Below are 18353 nucleotides of genomic sequence, written 5' to 3'. Positions count from 1 at the left end.
CCGACGCTATGAATTCGCCAGCAAAGCCACGCACTTAATGGCTGTCGGCGCGAGGGGTAGCATTCAATGCTGCCCGACATCATGATGATCGGCGACGGTGTCAACGATGCCCCGGCGCTTGCGGCCGCCGACCTTGGCGTCGCCATGGGCGCGAAGGGCGCCGCAGCGTCCGCCGAAGCCGCCGACGTGGTCCTCTTGGTCGACCGGCTGGACAAGATCCCCGTCGCCGTTCAAGCGGCACGGCGGTCGCGGCGCATCGCGCTCCAGAGCGTCTATGCCGGGATCGGCCTCTCGGTCGTCGGGATGGTGGCGGCCGGGCTGGGCTATCTGACGCCGGTGCAGGGGGCCCTGATCCAGGAGGCCATCGATGTCGCCGTGATCCTGAACGCGCTGCGGGCGCTGTGGGGGCCCGAGCCGCCATGACGATCCTTGAGGCACAGCGGCGAGAGATTCTCCATCGGGTGCATCGAGCGAACCCTGAGTGAGCAGGAGCCCACAGGCTGCTCTGCCAAGGCGCTGACGGGAGCCGCTTTCCTGTTATCTTGAACAACCGGATGAGGTGCAGCCCAGCGGTGTGGAGAATCCGCCCCTCAGGAGTGCTTTGACGAGGGGTAGATTGGTGCGCCATCGGCGATTCGGGGCAAAAGGAGCACAGCAAAGTTCAGCCTTAGGTCTCCATGCTGTTCAGTTCTTACAGCCGGCACTCTCTCGGCGATTCGAGCTTCCTTTCCAGCCAGACAGCGTTCAAGGACGGTTTCGCAGGCTTGTGATGTAGGCCGTCACGTCCCGGAGTTCCTTCGGCTCCAGCATGATGTTGGGCATCGTCTCGTGAGAGGTCCGCAAAGCGACCGTCAGCGCGGTTGTGGTCATGCCGGGCACCTGCGCGATCCGCTCGAACGGTGGCGCCTGTCGGCGGGGTGAGTCCATCTCTCCCTTCAGCACCGCATGGCAGGCGGCGCAGACCTCGCGGGCCAGCCGCAGGCCGGCCCGCGGATCCCCACCCTCCTGGGCGTGCAGGGGGAGCGATTCCACGAGGAGAAGAAGGATCAGCGTCCCTGTGAGACGGGCCATGGGTTCCTCCTCCGCGGCCATGTTCCAGCGGGCGAGCCGTCATGGAAGGACAATCCGGAAGGATCGTCAACGCCCTGGATGGAGGACCATGACGTTGGGCGCTCAATGGGTTCAAGGCCGAAACAACCATTATGGGTGAGGCATCTCCCACGACCGGGCACCGCAAGGAACGGGGATGGATCCAAGGGCGTTTGCGACGCTGAGGGTCCAGGTTGTTTGTCTGCGCTCTGTCGGCCGGTCAACAGAGGTGAGAGATGAGAGGCCTTCCTGATCTCGCGGGTGCTTTAGTCCTGACGCTTCTCTCTGGACCGGCTTGGTCAGCCGGCAATCCGGAGCGTGGCCGGCAGCTGGCTGACCGATGGTGTGCCTCATGCCACCTGGTCGGCCCCGAACAGCGCGAGGCCTCGGCCGATGTCCCCAGCTTTGCTTCTGTCGCGCGACGGGACGACCTGTCGGAGGCGCTCTTGGCGGCGTTCCTGACGAATCCCCATCCGCCGATGCCGAACATGAGCCTAACACGCCAGGAGATCGCGGACGTGCTGGCCTATATCCGAGGTCTGCGTTAGCCGGATCTGTGGGTTCGCACGGTGGGTTGAGGACACGGTGACCCGGGCCAAGCCATTCTCAACACCCACAAAGATAATAAAGATAATACGGCCAGACCCGAGGCAGCTTGACTGTCCACCCAGCGCCAAAGCCCAGGCGACCCAATGGCTGGCGTGAACAGTGACGGAAGATCGCCAAACCGCTTCCATAAATGGCCTGACCCGTTAGCTTCCCGTTCGCGGGTTCGGCGGTATGGAACCGAATGCCTCACGCGCGAGGGGCGGCTCGACCCAGTGGATCTCCAGCGACACCGTGACGGTCAGGACCCGCTGGCGATGCTCGTTCCGCACCTCGACCCGGACGTCCTGAGCGTCATCCTGGAGCAAGCGATCCCGCCCAATCCCGGCCGCCGCCTCGGCCGCTGCCTCCGCAGCCACGCGTTGAGCGGTCTCCAGGCTGTCGAGTTCAACGCCCGCATCATCGGGCGTGAACTTCGCCCCATCCCGCAGGTCGAAATAGAAGCGTGGCATGGCGACCTCCACCTGATGTTGCACTTTGAACCCCGAACGCTTCTTGGTCACACGATGCGGACGTCCGTAGAGTGCCCGCGTTCAGTTCGAATTTCGCGATTCAGGTTGCTGCGCTCGCGCTTCCCAGCGCTCAGCGGACAACAAGGACCGGGATCTTGGAATGGGACAACACCTTCATCGTTTCGCTGCCCAGCAGGAGGGCTGAGACCCCGCCGCGCCCGTGGGACGCCATGACGATGAGATCGGACCGCTGGCTTTCCGCCGTGCGGATGATGGCCTGATAAGGCACATCATCCTCCAGATGAACCGTGGTGGCGTCGGCACCGATCCTTGCGGCGATCTCCGCGGCCTCGGCCAGCGTGCGTTCGGCCTGTTTCTGCATGTGCTCCCGGAACGAGGTCGGCGTTTCCTCCAGTTGGTCGGCGTCGACCGCGAAGAGATGAAAGCGCTCGGTGACGGTCAGGAGCAGGACCGTCGCCCCGAGAGCTTTCGCCAGGTTGGCTCCGTGTTCAACAGCGCGGGCAGACAGGGACGAGCCGTCAGTGGCGATCAGAATGTTCCTGTACATGTAGGTCTCCCTCAAGCGAGGAGTGAAGTCCCTAAACGCCTTGTCCTTTGTCGTCAGTAGGACAGGAACAGCGGCACCGGACATTGCTTAAGAAGCGACTGGGTCGTGCCGCCGAGCACCATCTGGCGCAGGCGTGAATGCACGAAGGCTCCCATGACGATCATGTCGGCACGGGTCAGGGTGGCATGGTTGCGCAGCGTCTCGGCCACATCGCCGTCCAGGACCGGCAGGTTCATGACCGCTGCGTTGACGCCATGGCGCGCGAGGTGAGGGGCGATCTCGGCGCCCGGGGCCGATTTCTCCAGATCCTTCTCGCCGGTGACGCTGACCAGTTCCACCTGCAAGGCGGCCCGCAGGAAGGGCATGGCATCGTTGAGCGCCCGCGCTGCCTTGGCGCTGCCGTCCCACGCCACCACGATACGTGTCGCTGCGAACGCCTCCCGGCCGGGCGGAACAACAATCAGGGGACGTCCGCTGTCCGTCAGGACCGCCTCGATGAGACCCCGGTCCACCGCAAGCGCGACGGGCTCCGCGTCCAACACCGTCAGGTCGTGCATCCTGGCAAGGGAAGCGAAGCCCCTCACCAGATCCGGATATGCCAGCTGTGGCGCTTCCGTGGTGCAGGCGAGCCCCGAGGTTGCAGCCTCTTGCCGGGCCGTGTCCGCCACGGCGGGCGCGAGGGCATCGAGCCGGCGGTTCTCGGCGGCCACGAGCCCGGCGGCGATCTTGCTGACGAAGGCATGGGTGAGGACGAGCTTCAGCGAGGCGGCCTGAACGGTCACATGGGCACTAGCCTCCCGGGCCACCGAAAGGCCGTAGGCCAGCGCGGAGGAGGCCTCCTCGGGGTCGCTCTCTTTGGTGAGGCCGATCAGGATGCTGTGGATGTTCTGGAGCATGGGATCCTCCTCTAAGGATTGTGGCAGGCTCGGGCCTGCGCGCGGTTCAGATCGGGCGCGTCCTTCATTGCTTGATGGTCCGGCACCAGGACCGCCGCACCCTGAAGCCGGCCGGCCCGCAGGTCAGCCAGGGCCTCGTTGGCGGCCTCCAGCGGGTAGGTCACCGTTTCCGTTCTGACCCGGGCCTTCGGCGCGATGGACAGGAACTCATGAGCGTCCTGCCGGGTGAGGTTCGCCACCGACAGGATCTGCCGCTCCTCCCACAGAAACCGGTAGGGGAATTGCGGGATGTCGCTCATGTGGATGCCGCCGCAGACAACCCGGCCGCCCTTGTCCACGGCTTGGAGGGCGGTGGGCACGAGTTCCCCGACGGGTGCAAAGATGATCGCCGCATCGAGCCGCTCGGGCGGGCTTTCGTCAGAGCCGCCGGTCCAGGCGGCCCCGAGTGAGCGGGCGAAGTCCTGTGCCGCGTCATCGCCCGGACGCGTGAAGGCGAAGACGCGGCGGCCCTGCCAGGTGCACACCTGGGTGATGATGTGCGCGGCCGCCCCGAAGCCGTAGATGCCGATTGTCCTGGCGGATCCTGCTGCCACGAGAGACCGCCAGCCGATCAGGCCGGCGCAGAGCAGGGGCGCCTGCGCGACCGGATCAGCGCCGTCCGGCAGCGGGAAGGCGTAGGCCACGTCGGCGACCACATGGGACGCGAAGCCGCCGTCCCGGGTGTAGCCGGTGAACAGCGGCTCGTCGCAGAGGTTCTCACGGCCCGAGGCGCAGTAGGGGCAATGGCCGCAGGTGTGGCCGAGCCAGGGCACGCCGACACGCTCGCCGATGTGAACGCCTGTCACGCCATCGCCGAGCGCCTCGATGCGCCCGACGATCTCGTGGCCGGGGATGATGGGCAGCTTGGGGTTGGGAAGATCGCCATCGACCACGTGAAGGTCGGTGCGGCACACGGCGCAGGCCTCCACCGTCAGGCGAACCTCGCCCGGGGCGGGAGAGGGCAGAGGCCGCTCCTCAAGAACCAGGGGCGTGCGCACCTCGTGGAGGACCATCGCCTTCATGGGGCAGACCTCTTGTTGCCGACCGCTGCAGCGGTTGCCGTAAGCATACCAGGAACGGTGCAGAAAGGCTGGGATGCTTTGCCCGCGTCGGCATTGATCGTGATCAAACCAACCGGACGAAACCCTGCTATACTGGGTGCAAGGCCATGGGATGCGCACCCTGCGGGCCAGCGGATGCTGCTCACGCTCACCGTGGCTATGTTGGTGCTGTGGCCCCGCGCCGGACGATCCGGCTCAATTGCCTGCAGAGGTCCCGGTCGCGGACGTCCTTCACGAGCCTGCGCCTGGCATCCGCACGTGGGGCAGCCCTGAAGCCATGTGACCGGAGGTTGTGCCATGAACCCCGCCCTTCGCACCGAAATCCTCGCCATCCTGGATGGCGCGAACGACATGACCCTCGCCACCATCCGCAGCGACGGCTACCCGCAGGCGACAACGGTCAGCTACGCCCATGATGGCCTGACGCTGTACTTCGGGTGCGCGGGCGACTCCCAGAAGGCCCGAAACCTGGCGCGCCACGACAAGGTCTCACTCACGATCAACCTGCCCTATGCGAACTGGGGTGAGATCCGCGGCCTGTCGATGGGCGGCCGGGCGACACTCGTCCGCGATCCGCGCGAGGCTGAACAGGCCGGACGGCGCCTGCTGCGGAAGTTCCCGGAGGGCATCGCCGAGTATGCGCCTGACGGCATGGAGGGCGTGGCGCTGTTCCGGATCACGCCGGAGGTGATTTCCGTCCTCGATTACCGCAAGGGCTTCGGCCATATCGATCTCGTCGGTGATCCCGGTGCCCTGGAGGAGGCTCCCGATATTGTGGAGGAGGCGGATGAGGAGTCCTTCCCGGCCAGCGATCCGCCAGCATGGACGCGGACCATCACCCGGTAAGGTCATCGGCCCGCGTCCAAGGTGGCGCGGTGCCGGATTGACAGCCATCAGGCCCGGGGATCACCATCCGAGGGTGGGGGCACGCCACGAGGATGGCCACCATGGACACCTTCGACCACATCTTGAACTGGAAGCTGAAACAGGGCTCGCACACGTTCCCGGGCAAGGACGGCGGCACCTGCATCAACGAGGCCGCCATTGTCGCGGCCGGCTTTGCGTACCGGCCCGTCCGCTCCGTGCAGGACATGCCCGGCTGCTTCTCGCGCCCGATCTGCGCGCTGGCGATGCAGCTGAACGACGAGGCCACCGACGAGGAGCGTCAGCTTCTGCTGCCCTTCGTGGCCCGCCTGGCTTGCGCCGACACGCCGGAGGTGGAGAGCGCGCGGGAAATCTACATCACCACACGCCTGAGATGGCGCCAGTCGTTCCGGGAGCGTCTTGCGACCCTTGAGGGCGCCCTCGCCATCGGCCGGCAGGCCGACATGCCGGCGCCGGAGGAGGTGAGAACACGCCTGGAAGGCGTGCAGCAGCGGGCCGCCTTGCCTACTTCGAGGAACGAGCATCCGCTGCCCACCACGGTTCAGGGCTGGCTTGCCGGAGTTTTCTAGAACTTCCCCGGGGTGCGGCCTGCAGAAGAACCTCAGGGATGCGGCGCTTGTCTCGTCCGAGGGCGGGCAATGAGCAGGCGCAGTGCGGGGTCGGCAGCGTCGGCTTCGAGCCCCCGTAGCCGAGTTCGCAGCTCTCAGCCGTCGGCACAGCGGCCGTCTCCCCACAATCACGGCCGCCTCGTCCGTTCCTAGGTAACGGGCAGGTAGTCCTTGACCGTCGTACCCAGGCTCACCTCGGAATCGATCTTCACGTGTCCGCCCGACTTGCTTGGCGGAGACGAACCTTGGGAGGAATGATCGTGCCCAAGATCAAAGTCGCCTTCGTCGTTGAGCCCGGACGTCGGGCCGCTGGATGCGCTCGTGCGCATCACCACCACGATCTGCGGCACCGACCTGCACATCCTCAAGGGCGAGGATCCCGTCGCCCGTGGCTTGACCATCGCACATGAGCGCCTTCCCGCCGGATGATCCGGCTCGACCGCCTGCCGAGGTCCCGATAGCCGACATCATGCACGTGCTCGCCGACGGATCCGAACGTGGGGCCGCCCTGGAAGCCACATCTTTGGAGGTTTGCCATGAACACGCTGGTGTGGCGCGCCGGAGCTCATCGCTACGACGTGACGGTGGGCACAACGACTATCGTTGGCCATATCTGGATCCGCATGGATGAGGTGACCATCGAGGCCATTCCCGACACGGTTCTGGAAGGCCTTTCCGCCGGACCCTATGCCTCACTCGATGACGCCATGGCTGCCATCGCGGAGCATACCACGGGCACCTGCGCGCTGGGACGGGCCAACGACCACTAAACAAAACTGTCTCATGGCAATCCCAATCGCCCCTCACTCCACGGGCGTGGTAGAATGAGCGCGTTTGGCAGGGGGCTCGCAACGGAGCTGAGCATGCTGGATCTGAAAGTGCCCGACAACCTTTGGGCCTCGACCATACTGCCGGAGGGCGTGCTGGAACGGTGGCTGGTGTCCGATGGCGCGGCCGTCCGCAAAGGCGACCCCATCGCGACCATCAGGATCGAAGAGGCGCTCCATGAGGTCACGGCCCCGGCGCAGGGACGTCTCTCGATCACCGTTGGTGAAAACGATGTCATCGAGCCGGGGACGTTGCTCGCGCGCCTGGACCCGGAAACAAAGTAGCCCTTCTCAGCGCCGACTGGCCGATTTGGCGCAGGGCCAGGTTCTCTTCATCGACCCATTGATCCACCTCAATGAGATCGGCTGATGATGAGAGTATATAGGCCTGCAGCATGACGCCCTCCAAACCGGAGAGGATCCGATCAGGGGAGGTGGTTGGCCGCCATGATTGCAGCGATGGCTACGAGCGTGGTGCTCGTGGTGACCACGATTCTGATCGTCTACGAGACCCTGCGGCTGACCTCGAACCACTTGGCCGACCTGCCAGTGCCGCCGCGGATGCGGATCATCGCGGTCGTGCTCGCCGCCTTTGTCGGCCACACGGCAGCCGTGTGGACATATGCTCTTGGATACTGGGCCCTTAGCTTGAAGCTTCAGGTTGGCAGTTTTGCCGGCTTGCCGGTCGAAAGCTTCCAGGATTGCCTGTATTTCTCGGTCGTGACGTATACGTCGCTCGGATTCGGGGACCAGATTCCGGTTGCGCACGCCCGGCTCATCGCCGGAGTAGAGGCGTTGAACGGCCTGCTGCTGATCGGCTGGACCGCCTCGTTCACCTATCTCGCCATGGAGCGGTACTGGCCCCTTCATGCCCGGACAGCACCACGTAAGAAGGGGGAGACCCGCAGGTCCATCCCGCGCAGCGCCTCCACGGGAATACGCCAGACGTTGCCCTGAGAACCAGTCAGGCGCATGGGTGGCTCGCCAAGGGTTCCTGTGGCGTCATCTCTCCGGGCGCGCGATGGCGACATCGATCCTGCTGCGGATCGCATGGAGGACCCTGCACAGGGACTTAAGGGTCTGCGCAGACATCTCGACACCTTCGGCATGGGCGTCGATTGCCGTGGCGCAATCAGACAGTGTGTTGGACATGAAGACCAAGGTGTCCTCGTTATCGGAACCCTTCTCGATCTGGTCCGCGGCGTCATCCAGCATCCTCCGGGTGAACTCGTCATATTGCTGATCGATCATCGGTAGCCCCTCTGATGTCAGGACCGGCTGCGCAGGCCCCCCGCCTCTGATGTGGTCGGCTTTGCGAGCACGATCTGCCGGAGTCAATTGTATGTCAGGGGATGCTCCTGTCGATCTTGCCGGAGAGGTGCTCAAGAGGAACACCATCCTCGACGAAACCCGACACGTCAGGATTGTATGCCCATCCGATGCGAACCGGGCCGAGACCCGCGGCGCGTTGCTGGGTGACCGGGTGACCCGCGCCAGTGATCCGTGCGGCCAGCCTGCTCCTGGCCATGCTTCCCGATCCGCCCCCGTGGCTCCAGACCGCCACTCGATGTGCCCAGCCCGCATGGGAGATGGCACTCCATGGGCCATGCCTCCGTAGAAATACGGGCTTTCACTTGGCTCCAAATCAAGGATGCTACTCGATGAGGCATTCCCATCAGCAGGTCTCCAAGCCATGGAGGGAGCCGTGTCCGCCAATGCCAGCCGTCAAGCTCGGATGTGCTCCCCGAGCCTCGACGTGACGATGCAGGAAGTCATGCACACACTCCGCACCATCGACTGCGAGCATGAGATTGACCTGGACCGGGTCGAGAAGAGCGCGATTACCGAAGAGCTCAAGCAGGACATCACGGCAAAGCTCAGAACCGCGTATCGCGAGAGACGCCAACCCTATGTTGACCTTCTGAACAGGCTTTGGATGCAGCAGTGTGGCCAGTCCGCCGTGGCTTGATCTCGACCGAGGCAGGGTAGGCGACCAGGCGCATCGCCATCGTCCAGGGTCATCCGGATCCAGCGGGCGGAAAGCGCCGAACGCCCCCGCCGACATGCCCTGAATATGGAGTTTCACGCCCCACCCTGAGCGACAGGACAAGTCGGTGGGCGTATAATCGCGCATTCCGCGGAGGGCTGCGCGCCATCATGGAGGTGGCCGATGGACAAGGAGATCAAACGCAAGATCCTGACGCTGCTGGATCAGCACCGGATCATGACGGTTGCCACCCTCAGGCCAGACGGCTGGCCGCACGCGACGACCGTCGGCTACGCGAACGAGGAGCTTACCCTTTACCTCCTGTGCGGCCTGAACAGCCAGAAGGCGGCGAACTTGGCGCGGGACGACCGAGTGTCGCTGACGATTGACCATGACACGTCCGACATCATGGCGATCAGTGGCCTGTCCATGGCGGGGCGTGCGCAGGCGGTGACCGACCGAGCGGAGGCGGGCAAGGTAATGCAGATGCTCGTGCGGAAGTATCCGGAGCAGGTCTCCCTGCCCGGGCCGATGCCGAGCCCGGAGGAGGTCCGCATCTTCCGTGTGACGCCAACCGTCATCTCGGTGCTCGACTACTCCAAGGGCTTCGGGCACACCGATCTGATCAGGGTTTCCGACGACGTGGAGGAGGCTCCCGACCTTGTCGAGGAGGCCGATCTGGAGTTGTTCCCGGCCAGCGATCCGCCCGCATGGACGCGGACCACGTTACGATAGGGCGAGACCTGTCAATGAAATCGCTCCGGGTCATCGTTCGCCGCCACGGTGGATCAGAGGTCTTAGAGACCGTTGAGGACGAGGCGCCAGAGCCGGGACGCGGTGAGGTACGCGTGCGCGTGCTCGTTGCCGGCGTGTCCTTCGCGGACCTGCTGATGCGGGAAGGGCTGCATCCGGAAAAGACGCCGCTGCCATTCACGCCGGGATGGGACATCGTGGGCGTCGTGGACAGAGTCGGAGTGGATACATCGCAAGCACTGGTCGGCCGGATGATGGCGGCTCTGCCCATTCATGGAGGCTATGCCCAATACATCTGCCTGCCGGAGAGTGAACTCACCCCCGTTCCGGATGGCGTTGATCGCGCCGAGGCCGTCAGCCTCGTGCTCAATTACATCACGGCCTATCAGATGATGCATCGCACGGTGCATGTCGCACCCGGGCAACGGGGGCTTATTCATGGGGCCGCCGGCGGCGTCGGCACGGCGGTGCTGCGACTCGGCCGCCTGGCGGGCCTGGTCATGTATGGCACCGCATCGCAGGCTACGCATCAGATCGTCTCCGACTTGGGCGCCACGCCCATCGACTACCAGAAAGCCGACTTTGTCGAAGAGATACGCCGCCTGACCGGCGAAGGCGTGGATGTCGTGTTCGACGGGGTTGGCGAAGCCAATGTCTGGCGCTCCTTCCAGGCCCTGAGACCGGGCGGCCGTGTCATCGTCTATGGCTTTACGTCGTTTCTGAAGCAGGGGCAGCTGGCGGGTGGCTTGCGCTACCGGTTTCGCGGCATCGTGCGGCCGGCGTGGTACGCGCTCCGCGCTCTCCTGGCACCCGGCAGACGGCGCATCCTGCCCTACAGCATCCAGAACCTGAAGCGGTGGAAACCGGCGTGGTTCCGGGAGGATCTGAGTGCATTGCTTGATCTGCTTCGTGACGGGAAAATCAAACCCATGGTCGCCGAGCGGATTCCGCTGAGCGAGGCGCGTCGCGCGCACGAATTGCTCGGTCAGGGATCAGTGAGAGGCAAGCTTGTGCTGGTTTGCAATTCGCCTGAGCGAGGGCTGTGACACGATAAAGCCAGAGGAGGCCGAAAGCCCATTGGAATAAACCGTACACCGATGTCACCGACGCGCTCCGTTGAGCGCCTGAAAACAAGGAGGAAGCCATGACGTTGCCCACACTGTCACGCACAACCGCCTTGGCCATGATAATCGCCGCCGGCATGACGGCACTGGCCACAGCGCAGACCATCGCGGCCGATCCGCACCATCCCGAGACGACGCTCGCACAGGCGACGCCTCCATCCGGCATGATGGGCCAGAGCATGGGCGCGCAGCCCGGCCAGTCCAGCATGCCACCCAGCCAGTCCGCCATGATGGGCGGCATGATGCAGCCTGGGATGATGGGCATGCCCGGACCCGCGCCGATGAAGATCTTCTTCGCCATCGCCGATGCGAACGGAGACGGGGGGCTTTCCTTCGACGAGGTGACGGCCATTCACAAGCGGATTTTCGACAGAGTCGATGCCAACAAGGATGGCAAAGCAACACCTGAGGAAATTCAAGCCTTCATACGGGATTAGCCACGTGCCAACGGATCGTCGCTGTCGCCCCGGGAGCCAAAGCTATACACGATTTCCGGGGCTGGAAGAGTAATCCCGCTCGCGTGTGAATCGGACCCTGTTGGAGACCGGAGCGCCGCTGAAAGAGCCGTTGCGGCACCCTGGGATATGCATCGGCGTGGCACTTGCCCTCTCATTCGGCACGCACGGCTGCCCCCTTCTGACGGGCAAAGGCGCTGTGCTTCTATTGCTTTTCAGACTTTGCCCGGGATCATGCTTGCACGCCGATAGAGGGTTAGATGCCATGCCGGTTCACAGCTTTGAGTCATCCTGGATCAGGATGCGCCTCGACCGATGCTCGAATGCTGGAGAATGGCATCCCTGGTGACGAGTGGTTCCCGCGACGCGTCGAGATGGGTCCAATCAATCGCCCCGCAGTTCCGCTCGGCTTGCATGTGCACGACTTCGGCCGTCGCATCCGATGGATCGTTCCGACGGGCAGCCACGCGCAACACGAGCAACTCTATCGGAGCCTGGAGCCAGTAGCCCGTGAAAGGAACGCCGCGCCCGACCGCAAGCTGCTTGATCCTCTCACGCTCCTGAGGCCGAAAGAAAACGGCATCGACAACGACGGAAAACCCGCCCTGCAACGCCCGCCCTGCTTCCTGTCTCAAAGTTGCATAGACCTGATCGGAGACATCCTGACGATAGGCTTGATCCGGCAAGCGGGTGTTGGTTGGCACCCCATGGATCTGCTTCCGGATGCGGTCGCTGTTCAGAATTCGAGCCCCAGGCGCCGGCCCCAGATGGGGGGCAACAAGCGAGGCTATCGTAGATTTGCCGGTTCCGCTGAGCCCTCCGACGGCGACAACGACGGGCCGTGCCGGCTCCAGCAGCGACTCGGCCAAAGCGAAGTACTGGCGCGCCTCGGCAAGCAGGCTTTCAACAGCACCCACAGGTGCATGCTCCGCCTGGGCAGCCGTAACATGGGCACGGACCGCCGCACGAACCGCCATGAAGAACGGGATGAGACCGAGTCCATCAGTTTCGTCAGCTTCGTCGAGGTACCGGTTCAGCAGGATGTTCGCCGCTTCCTGCTGGTTGCGGTGCCATAGGTCCATCAGCAGGAAAGCCAGATCGTACAGTACGTCGATGGTGGCGAGGCCCTCATCGAACTCGATGCAATCGAACAGGGTTGGGACGCCATGCCACAGGCAAATGTTGCGCAGGATGAGGTCGCCATGGCAGCGCCTGACTTTGCCTGACAGGCGACGACGCTCGAGCACGTCCGCAAGGCCGTGGAGCGTTCGCTGAAACTTTGCGGCGAACGCGTCTGCCACCTCATTCGTGACCAGCTTGGTGGCGCGCAGCGATCGCTCGTTGATGTCGAGGACGGCCGCAATCCCCCTGACCCCGCCATACTCCAAACTGGCGGGCGCCTCCTGATGAAAGACCGCAATGCGGTGGGCCAGGTCGGACAGGATCGCGGGTGTCAGAGATTCTTGTTGCGCCATCCGGTCGAGAAGGCACTCCTGATCGAAGCGACGCATTTCCACCACGGCATCGATCAATGGTCCAACGCCATCGAGGGCAAGCTGCCCATCTGCCTCACGCGTGATGCTGCGGACTCCGAGGTACAGCTCCGGCGCGGTACGGCGATTCAGGTTCAATTCGGCCAGACAGGCCGCGTGCCTCTGTTTCGCTGTCGAGTAGTCGAGATAGGGAAAGCGAACCGCCCGTTTCAACTTGTAGATCCTGTCCCCCGCCAGGAGGATCATCGAGGCATGGGTCGTGAGGATCTCCACGGACGAGTGCTCTCCAAGAAGCTGCTCAAGGAACCGGATGGTTTCGGCTTGATCCTCGATGAGCATGGTTGTGCCCCTGTGCTGTCGGAGGAGGGTGTTGCAGGTTTTGAGAACTCATGAAGCAATGTTGGCCCGCGTATCCCGGACACGTCAACAACTATCGGACGCTCCCCTAGGGCCGGCGCAAAGCTTCACCAGAGCTGCCACGCTGGTCTGCGCTGCCGCCAGCGGGGGGCAAACGCGCTAGCGGACGGACCTCCTCCTGATGGCACATCTGCGAAGTAGGTCGAATGTCTGCTGAAGCGGGACGACGCAGACGTTCCCAAGACACCTGCATTTTTCTTGGGTGACCCTGAACTCCAATAACATTCCAACCGGATTACTCAGCGGGGACGGGACAGTGTGGGGTTCAAAAAGGACCCAGCCTCGATCCTAGAGATCGCGGACGACGCCTTGTAGGGGTCAGCGCAAGAGTGCGCCGGGAGACCGGCAAGGAGTAGATGGTGCAAGTCCAATCGCAATGAAGGAGTAGCGATCCACATTGGCCCCGAGTCATGCGCGGACGGTCGTGAGGCCGCCCGTGAAGCGTTGACAGGGGAGCATGTAGGCCAGCCATTGAGCCGCGAAAGTGACGCTTCTCGGGTGCCGACGTTCTTCTGGTATGCGGAAGGCAACATGAGCCGGCGCGACAGCGCGAGGGCCGGCTCGACCCGACGTGGTCAGAGACCCTGGCATGCATGGACGCTCCTTGCACGGGAACCGGGAGGCCTCGGGATTGGCCAGCGTGGCATGCCACGGCTGGTCCGCATCGGGAAGGCGAGGAGCCGAAGCCGATGATGAACGATCCCGAGGAGTCAGATCCTGCCATAGTAGCCATGAACCTTGTGAACAAAGCTGGGTCACCAGCGGCGGAGCAAGGGGAGCCAAGGGCAGGAACCAAGGGGAAGGCGGATCAGCACAGCACATGCCGGGCTCAGGACCGGGAAAGTGTGTCCCATGCGCTGGACCGCATACGGCAAGCCGCAAGGCACAGAAAGAGGGAGAAGTTCACGGCGCTCTTCCATCACATCAACCCGGAAGCCCTCAGAATGGCGTTCTATGCCCTCAAGCGAGAGGCCGCTCCCGGGGTGGATGGGATGACCTGGCGAACTTATGAGGCAGATCTTGATCGCAAGATTGCGGATCTGCACGACCGGGTTCACCGAGGGGCGTATCGCCCGCTGCCCTCGCGGCGACGGTATATTCCGAAGCCGGATGGACGGCAGCGCCCGCTGGCCGTTGCGATGCAGGCTTCATAATGCACCTCATGCAGTAAGCGTTGGGGATGTCGGATGAAGGTGTCCTGATTTGGCAATCCAGGTCCGGAGGCGTTGGTCCAAGGCGGCATCGATCGTGATCGCGTACGGGCCTTTCGGCCTGCTTCGCGTAGGGGAGATAATACCGCGTGCGATCCAATAATGAACGACCCAGAGGCTAACGCCATAGCGTTCCCCCACTTGGCACACGCTGAGGCTGCCGGCCGGCGGTTTGGGCGCAGAAATCCGGTGCTTGTAGCGGATCCATCTTATGGCGCCGACCGTGAAGGGCTTGCCTGTCGCACTGCGCTGACCCTCCGCGCGCAACAGGGCGACAATGTCACCGTCAAGGTGATCGATTGACAGCTCGCGAATGCGCGCGACAAAGGCCTCGGGATACCGGATTGCCTCAGCCCGGTTCTGTGGCAGCCGGAGTGGCAGGACTTCCGTCTCGCCCCCTTGCCAGCTAACGTGCAATCTGACGATCTTCGGCTCCGGTCCCCGCGTCACGGTGATGTCGCGCACTAGCAGGCGCAGGATGCGCTTGCGGTCCCGTGACGTCGTGGTTGGCGCCGACCACAGGCGAGGAAAGTTCTGGGCCAGCGCGAGTATATGGCGCTTTTGCTCGGCGGTGACGGCGTGCATCGTCTCGTGTTCAAAGGCCGTGAGTTCGGCTTCGAGATCATGCAGGCGCTGCAGGGCGTCGTTCCAACGTGTTTCGAGCGTCGCGGCGATCAGCCGGTTGGCGGGATCGACAGCTTCGTAGCGCCGCTCCGCAAGCTCGGCCTCGTAGCGCGCCCGCTCGATCCGCATCCGCCACTGCGCGCCGACCTCGCGATCCCGTTCTTCCAGGTTCGTCAGCGCTTTGAGGGCGAGCTCGATCGTTACCGGCGTGATGGCGCTGACCAAGCGATCGGTGATGGCTTGATCGAGCGGCGCTGACGGGACACTGAGGCAAGCGCGGGGTGCCAAAGCCTCGCGGTGCTTCCACACACATTGATAAATCGGGTAGATGCCGCCATTGCCAGTATATCGGACGCTGAGACGGCGACCGCACACGCCGCAGAGGAGCAAACCTTGCAGGAGGCACAGGCCTTCGCGCACGGGACCAGGAAGCTCTTCGCCATTGGTGCGATTGGCCGCCAGACGCTCCCGGTTGACGACGAACCGGTCGGCGGAGATATAGCCCTCGTGATGATCGGGGATCACGATGCGCCAGGCGTCCTGCGGCATCAAGCGCGACCGCGAGCGGATCTCCCCGGAGGGCTCGACCTCTTTCGACGATTGGTATCGCCCGAAGACATACATGCCGGCATAGGATGGATTGGCCAGGACGCCGAGCACCCGCGAATGGGTCAGCCGGCCCCAGATCAGGTTGCCATCCCAGGCGCCGCCATACGCCCGGCGTGGGAAGCGCAATCCGAGTTCGTTAAAGCGTTGGACGACGCCAAAGGCCGTGCTCTCGCGGGCGAACAGATCAAACACCATGCGCACGGCACCCCTGACTTCCTGGTCGGGGTCGATCACAATCTGATCACCGTCCCAAACCAGCCCGACCGGCAAGGCGAAGCGCAGCTCACCCTTGGCAGCCTTGTTGAGTTTACCGCCGTGGAGGCGCGCGCGGATGATGTGCAATTCCGCCTGGGCGAAGGTCCCCTTCATGCCGAGGACGAGGGAGTCGTTGAACTCGGCCGGATCGTAGCAGCCATCCTCGTCGATCACGAGGGTGTTCGTGATGGCGCACAGCTCGAGCAGGCGGTGCCAGTCCTGGTTCGAGCGGGCCAGCCGGGGTGCTTCCAAGGAGAAGATGGCCCCGACCTGGCCCATCGCCACATCGCCGACCAGGACCTTGAAGTCCTCCCGGTTCGTCATCGTGGCACCGGATTGACCAAGATCGCGGTCGAGAACCCGGATCTGCTCCGGCCGCCACCCGAGCGACGTTGCCTGGGCCATTAGATTGTACTGGCGCTCCGTGCTCTCCTGATGGAGGCGGACTTGCCCCATCGTTGACTGCCGAATGTAGATGCAAGCCTGCCGCGACAAGTGTCGTGTGGCGATCTTCGCACTCATGATCATCGGGCCCCTCCCAGTCGGAGAGCGGGGCCGCGGCGAGATAAGACACGACCATATCGGCCACGATGGCGCCCGCCTTGGCGAAGTCGAGGGCGACGAGAGCCGGATCCATGGCGGTCTATCCAATCTCTTCGCGTCGACGCAACAGTTCTGCGTTGATCGCTCCAATCTCGTCGAGCGCGTCGCGCAGCTTGCGGAAATTGGCGATCAATTGCGCGGCATGCGGATAAGCGTTGTTGGGAACGTAGTCCCTTCGGGGGCGACCGCCGGGCTGAGGGATGGACAAATATCGCTTCGGACCGTGACCTGGTCCGTTCATGCAGTGGCAGTTTGGGCGCCCACAGCGTTTGTAGGTCTCGATCAGCGAGCCTCGCAGCACCTGCTCGATGGGCGGCAAGCCGCGCGCGAGCTTGTGGCGGCGTTTGCGCAATGCCGCTGATGAAAGGTGTTGAATGTCCATCGGACCGACTCACCTGTCTGTCCGAGCGAATCAAAAGATGGGTCATCGGTCAACCTCGGATTGGTCGTGTGCGAGAGCGTCGATCAGCTCGGCCAGTGCGACGAGGCCGAACGCATCGATCAGCAAGGGAATGTTCGTGGCGGAGGCTTGCGCCTCTGGCCGTGCCCAGTCGGTCCAGTCCCGCGGCATGGCAAACGAGCCGAGGTCGGCGTGGCGCAGGCTCAATGTCTCAACGCCCGAGACGCGGCGGACCTTCAGAACGACAAACCGCTGTCCGCGCAGCGGATGGAACGGGTGGATGACCTCAGCCGATCCCAAAGGTTGGTTGGATCCAGGTGCAGTTCGCTGGGGGTGTGGCGGCCCTTGAAGACAAGCTTGTCCAGAGGGCGACCGCAGCAGTGCTGAACCAGATCTACGAGGAAGACTTCGTCGGCTTCAGCTATGGCTTCCGGCCCGGAGGCGGCCAGCACGATGCGCTGGACGCCCTCCATGTCGGGATCGAGCCGCGGAAAGTGAGCTTCATCCTGGACGCCGACATCGCGGGATTTTTCGACACGGTGGACCAGACATGGCTCCTCCGTTTCGTGGAGCACCGCATCGGCGATCCGCGCATCATCCGCCTGATCCGCAAATGGCTCACGGCGGGTGTTCTGGAGGACGGGGTCGTTCAGGTCAGTGACAGGGGTACAGGTCAGGGCTCGGTGATCTCACCGCTCCTGGCCAATATCTACCTGCATTATGTGTTCGACCTCTGGGCCGAACGCTGGCGACGGCGGGAGGCCACTGGCGACATGATCATCGTGCGCTATGCCGACGCTATTGTGGTGGGCTTCCACCATGAGGCCGACGGCCAGCGCTTCCTGAGCATGATGCGAGACCGGCTGCAGGAGTTCGCGTTGCAGCTCCATCCGGACAAGACCCGACTGATCGAGTTTGGCCGCTATGCGGCTCAGACCCGTCACAAGAAGGGGCTTGCCAAACCGGAGACGTTCAACTTCCTCGGCTTCACCCACATCTGCGGGAGGACCCGGCTGGGCCGGTTCCAAATCCTCCGGAAGAGCCGGAGGGACCGCAGGGTGGCAAAGCTGAAGGAGATCAAGAACGAGTTGCGACGGCGCATGTATTGGACCATCCCCGAGCAGGGACGATGGCTGAAGCAGGTGCTCACTGGCTACTATGCGTATCACGCCGTGCCGACCAACTATCGGTCGCTCGGTGCCTTTCGTGACCACATCATCCGGCTCTGGGCCCAGACGCTTCGGCGGCGAAGCCAGCGCCATCGCTTGATGTGTGAACGAATGATCCGGCTGGCCAATGACTGGCTCCCGCGACCGCGCATCCTTCATCCCCGGCCGCGCATCCGCTTTGCCGTCAAACACCCGAGGTAAGAGCCGGATGCGGGAATTCCG

Annotated in this window: 21 protein-coding genes and 3 pseudogenes; 13 read left to right on the top strand and 11 right to left on the bottom strand. The window is 63.8% G+C overall.

Annotated elements, in window-relative coordinates; all coding sequences use genetic code 11:
* Positions 1-78 precede the first annotated feature (78 nt).
* Positions 79-423 (top strand): annotated as a pseudogene (locus NF876_RS25445) (heavy metal translocating P-type ATPase); the annotation flags it as partial.
* A 321-nt stretch (positions 424-744) separates the two neighbouring features.
* On the opposite strand, the gene NF876_RS25440 reads toward NF876_RS25445, so the two are convergent.
* A complete protein-coding gene (locus NF876_RS25440) occupies positions 745-1071 on the bottom strand; it encodes a c-type cytochrome (protein ID WP_262266376.1) in 327 nt (108 codons plus the stop codon).
* Positions 1072-1325: 254 nt separating this feature from the next.
* Here NF876_RS25440 and NF876_RS25435 point away from each other — a divergent pair, with 254 nt between their 5' ends.
* A complete protein-coding gene (locus NF876_RS25435; protein ID WP_262266377.1) occupies positions 1326-1637 on the top strand; it encodes a c-type cytochrome in 312 nt (103 codons plus the stop codon).
* 204 nt (positions 1638-1841) lie between these two features.
* On the opposite strand, the gene NF876_RS25430 is transcribed toward NF876_RS25435, so the two are convergent.
* From NF876_RS25430 to NF876_RS25415, 4 genes and pseudogenes are all read right to left on the bottom strand, one after another.
* On the bottom strand, positions 1842-2147 hold the full coding sequence (locus NF876_RS25430) for a DUF6894 family protein (RefSeq protein WP_262266378.1): 306 nt from the start codon (positions 2145-2147) through the stop codon (positions 1842-1844).
* A 130-nt stretch (positions 2148-2277) separates the two neighbouring features.
* The gene (locus NF876_RS25425) at positions 2278-2715 is read right to left on the bottom strand and encodes a universal stress protein (RefSeq protein ID WP_262266379.1); all 438 of its coding nucleotides are present in this window, start codon (positions 2713-2715) and stop codon (positions 2278-2280) included.
* Positions 2716-2768: 53 nt separating this feature from the next.
* A complete protein-coding gene (locus tag NF876_RS25420; RefSeq protein ID WP_262266380.1) occupies positions 2769-3611 on the bottom strand; it encodes a universal stress protein in 843 nt (280 codons plus the stop codon).
* Positions 3612-3691: 80 nt separating this feature from the next.
* Positions 3692-4672 (bottom strand): annotated as a pseudogene (locus NF876_RS25415) (zinc-dependent alcohol dehydrogenase family protein); the annotation flags it as partial.
* 336 nt (positions 4673-5008) lie between these two features.
* Here NF876_RS25415 and NF876_RS25410 point away from each other — a divergent pair.
* From NF876_RS25410 to NF876_RS25385, 6 genes and pseudogenes are all read left to right on the top strand, one after another.
* The gene (locus tag NF876_RS25410; RefSeq protein WP_210811708.1) at positions 5009-5557 is read left to right on the top strand and encodes a pyridoxamine 5'-phosphate oxidase family protein; all 549 of its coding nucleotides are present in this window, start codon (positions 5009-5011) and stop codon (positions 5555-5557) included.
* A 101-nt stretch (positions 5558-5658) separates the two neighbouring features.
* Positions 5659-6165: a hypothetical protein gene (locus NF876_RS25405; RefSeq protein WP_262271196.1), complete on the top strand. Its 507-nt coding sequence runs from the start codon at positions 5659-5661 to the stop codon at positions 6163-6165.
* A 327-nt stretch (positions 6166-6492) separates the two neighbouring features.
* Positions 6493-6615 (top strand): annotated as a pseudogene (locus NF876_RS25400) (NAD(P)-dependent alcohol dehydrogenase); the annotation flags it as partial.
* Between the two features lie 125 nt (positions 6616-6740).
* Positions 6741-6974 carry a hypothetical protein gene (locus NF876_RS25395; protein WP_262266151.1) on the top strand — a complete coding sequence of 78 codons (234 nt, stop codon included), beginning with the start codon at positions 6741-6743 and terminating at the stop codon, positions 6972-6974.
* Positions 6975-7067: 93 nt separating this feature from the next.
* On the top strand, positions 7068-7316 hold the full coding sequence (locus NF876_RS25390; protein ID WP_262266152.1) for a lipoyl domain-containing protein: 249 nt from the start codon (positions 7068-7070) through the stop codon (positions 7314-7316).
* Positions 7317-7490: 174 nt separating this feature from the next.
* Entirely contained in the window at positions 7491-7988 is a 498-nt protein-coding gene (locus NF876_RS25385; RefSeq protein ID WP_262266153.1) for a potassium channel family protein, read from the top strand.
* Positions 7989-8033: 45 nt separating this feature from the next.
* Here the strand turns inward: NF876_RS25385 and NF876_RS25380 are convergent, their stop codons facing one another.
* Together NF876_RS25380 and NF876_RS25375 are read right to left on the bottom strand one after the other, a co-directional pair.
* On the bottom strand, positions 8034-8282 hold the full coding sequence (locus tag NF876_RS25380) for a hypothetical protein (RefSeq protein WP_262266154.1): 249 nt from the start codon (positions 8280-8282) through the stop codon (positions 8034-8036).
* A 94-nt stretch (positions 8283-8376) separates the two neighbouring features.
* Positions 8377-8559: a hypothetical protein gene (locus NF876_RS25375; RefSeq protein ID WP_262266155.1), complete on the bottom strand. Its 183-nt coding sequence runs from the start codon at positions 8557-8559 to the stop codon at positions 8377-8379.
* Between the two features lie 177 nt (positions 8560-8736).
* Here NF876_RS25375 and NF876_RS25370 point away from each other — a divergent pair, with 177 nt between their 5' ends.
* The 4 genes from NF876_RS25370 (at position 8737) to NF876_RS25355 (ending at position 11332) form a co-directional block, all read left to right on the top strand.
* Positions 8737-9000 (top strand): hypothetical protein, encoded by a 264-nt coding sequence (locus NF876_RS25370; protein WP_262266156.1) that lies wholly within the window; start codon positions 8737-8739, stop codon positions 8998-9000.
* 201 nt (positions 9001-9201) lie between these two features.
* Positions 9202-9753, top strand: a complete 552-nt coding sequence (locus NF876_RS25365) for a pyridoxamine 5'-phosphate oxidase family protein (protein WP_262266157.1) — start codon at positions 9202-9204, stop codon at positions 9751-9753.
* Positions 9729-10817 carry a medium chain dehydrogenase/reductase family protein gene (locus NF876_RS25360; protein WP_373696719.1) on the top strand — a complete coding sequence of 363 codons (1089 nt, stop codon included), beginning with the start codon at positions 9729-9731 and terminating at the stop codon, positions 10815-10817. The genes NF876_RS25365 and NF876_RS25360 overlap by 25 nt, the downstream gene beginning before the upstream one ends.
* A gap of 98 nt (positions 10818-10915) precedes the next feature.
* Positions 10916-11332: an EF-hand domain-containing protein gene (locus NF876_RS25355; protein WP_262266159.1), complete on the top strand. Its 417-nt coding sequence runs from the start codon at positions 10916-10918 to the stop codon at positions 11330-11332.
* Positions 11333-11646: 314 nt separating this feature from the next.
* Here the strand turns inward: NF876_RS25355 and NF876_RS25350 are convergent, their stop codons facing one another.
* The 4 genes from NF876_RS25350 to NF876_RS25335 form a co-directional block, all read right to left on the bottom strand.
* On the bottom strand, positions 11647-13182 hold the full coding sequence (locus NF876_RS25350; RefSeq protein ID WP_262266160.1) for a bifunctional aminoglycoside phosphotransferase/ATP-binding protein: 1536 nt from the start codon (positions 13180-13182) through the stop codon (positions 11647-11649).
* Between the two features lie 1238 nt (positions 13183-14420).
* Complete coding sequence (locus NF876_RS25345) at positions 14421-16481, bottom strand: recombinase family protein (protein ID WP_262266211.1); 2061 nt, start codon at positions 16479-16481, stop codon at positions 14421-14423.
* Positions 16482-16602: 121 nt separating this feature from the next.
* Positions 16603-16944: a DUF6788 family protein gene (locus tag NF876_RS25340; RefSeq protein WP_262266162.1), complete on the bottom strand. Its 342-nt coding sequence runs from the start codon at positions 16942-16944 to the stop codon at positions 16603-16605.
* 42 nt (positions 16945-16986) lie between these two features.
* Positions 16987-17262, bottom strand: coding sequence for a Y4bD/Y4pK family protein (locus NF876_RS25335; RefSeq protein ID WP_262266163.1), 276 nt, complete (start codon positions 17260-17262; stop codon positions 16987-16989).
* A 17-nt stretch (positions 17263-17279) separates the two neighbouring features.
* Between NF876_RS25335 and NF876_RS25330 the strand changes: the two genes are divergently transcribed.
* Entirely contained in the window at positions 17280-18332 is a 1053-nt protein-coding gene (locus NF876_RS25330; protein ID WP_262266164.1) for a reverse transcriptase domain-containing protein, read from the top strand.
* The last annotated feature ends 21 nt before the right edge of the window (positions 18333-18353 follow it).

Source organism: Microvirga yunnanensis, assembly GCF_025460875.1.
The sequence above is the reverse complement of the archived record's forward strand: the minus strand, read 5'-3'. Positions and strand labels throughout refer to the sequence as shown.

Coding starts and splice junctions, on each gene's coding strand:
- NF876_RS25420 (WP_262266380.1), bottom strand. CDS start 3,611: ATGCTCCAGAACATCCACAGCATCCTGATCGGCCTCACCAAAGAGAGC.
- NF876_RS25350 (WP_262266160.1), bottom strand. CDS start 13,182: ATGCTCATCGAGGATCAAGCCGAAACCATCCGGTTCCTTGAGCAGCTT.
- NF876_RS25380 (WP_262266154.1), bottom strand. CDS start 8,282: ATGATCGATCAGCAATATGACGAGTTCACCCGGAGGATGCTGGATGAC.
- NF876_RS25440 (WP_262266376.1), bottom strand. CDS start 1,071: ATGGCCCGTCTCACAGGGACGCTGATCCTTCTTCTCCTCGTGGAATCG.
- NF876_RS25355 (WP_262266159.1), top strand. CDS start 10,916: ATGACGTTGCCCACACTGTCACGCACAACCGCCTTGGCCATGATAATC.
- NF876_RS25425 (WP_262266379.1), bottom strand. CDS start 2,715: ATGTACAGGAACATTCTGATCGCCACTGACGGCTCGTCCCTGTCTGCC.
- NF876_RS25385 (WP_262266153.1), top strand. CDS start 7,491: ATGGCTACGAGCGTGGTGCTCGTGGTGACCACGATTCTGATCGTCTAC.
- NF876_RS25430 (WP_262266378.1), bottom strand. CDS start 2,147: ATGCCACGCTTCTATTTCGACCTGCGGGATGGGGCGAAGTTCACGCCC.
- NF876_RS25340 (WP_262266162.1), bottom strand. CDS start 16,944: ATGGACATTCAACACCTTTCATCAGCGGCATTGCGCAAACGCCGCCAC.
- NF876_RS25365 (WP_262266157.1), top strand. CDS start 9,202: ATGGACAAGGAGATCAAACGCAAGATCCTGACGCTGCTGGATCAGCAC.
- NF876_RS25375 (WP_262266155.1), bottom strand. CDS start 8,559: ATGGCCAGGAGCAGGCTGGCCGCACGGATCACTGGCGCGGGTCACCCG.
- NF876_RS25395 (WP_262266151.1), top strand. CDS start 6,741: ATGAACACGCTGGTGTGGCGCGCCGGAGCTCATCGCTACGACGTGACG.
- NF876_RS25405 (WP_262271196.1), top strand. CDS start 5,659: ATGGACACCTTCGACCACATCTTGAACTGGAAGCTGAAACAGGGCTCG.
- NF876_RS25435 (WP_262266377.1), top strand. CDS start 1,326: ATGAGAGGCCTTCCTGATCTCGCGGGTGCTTTAGTCCTGACGCTTCTC.
- NF876_RS25345 (WP_262266211.1), bottom strand. CDS start 16,481: ATGAGTGCGAAGATCGCCACACGACACTTGTCGCGGCAGGCTTGCATC.
- NF876_RS25410 (WP_210811708.1), top strand. CDS start 5,009: ATGAACCCCGCCCTTCGCACCGAAATCCTCGCCATCCTGGATGGCGCG.
- NF876_RS25360 (WP_373696719.1), top strand. CDS start 9,729: ATGGACGCGGACCACGTTACGATAGGGCGAGACCTGTCAATGAAATCG.
- NF876_RS25390 (WP_262266152.1), top strand. CDS start 7,068: ATGCTGGATCTGAAAGTGCCCGACAACCTTTGGGCCTCGACCATACTG.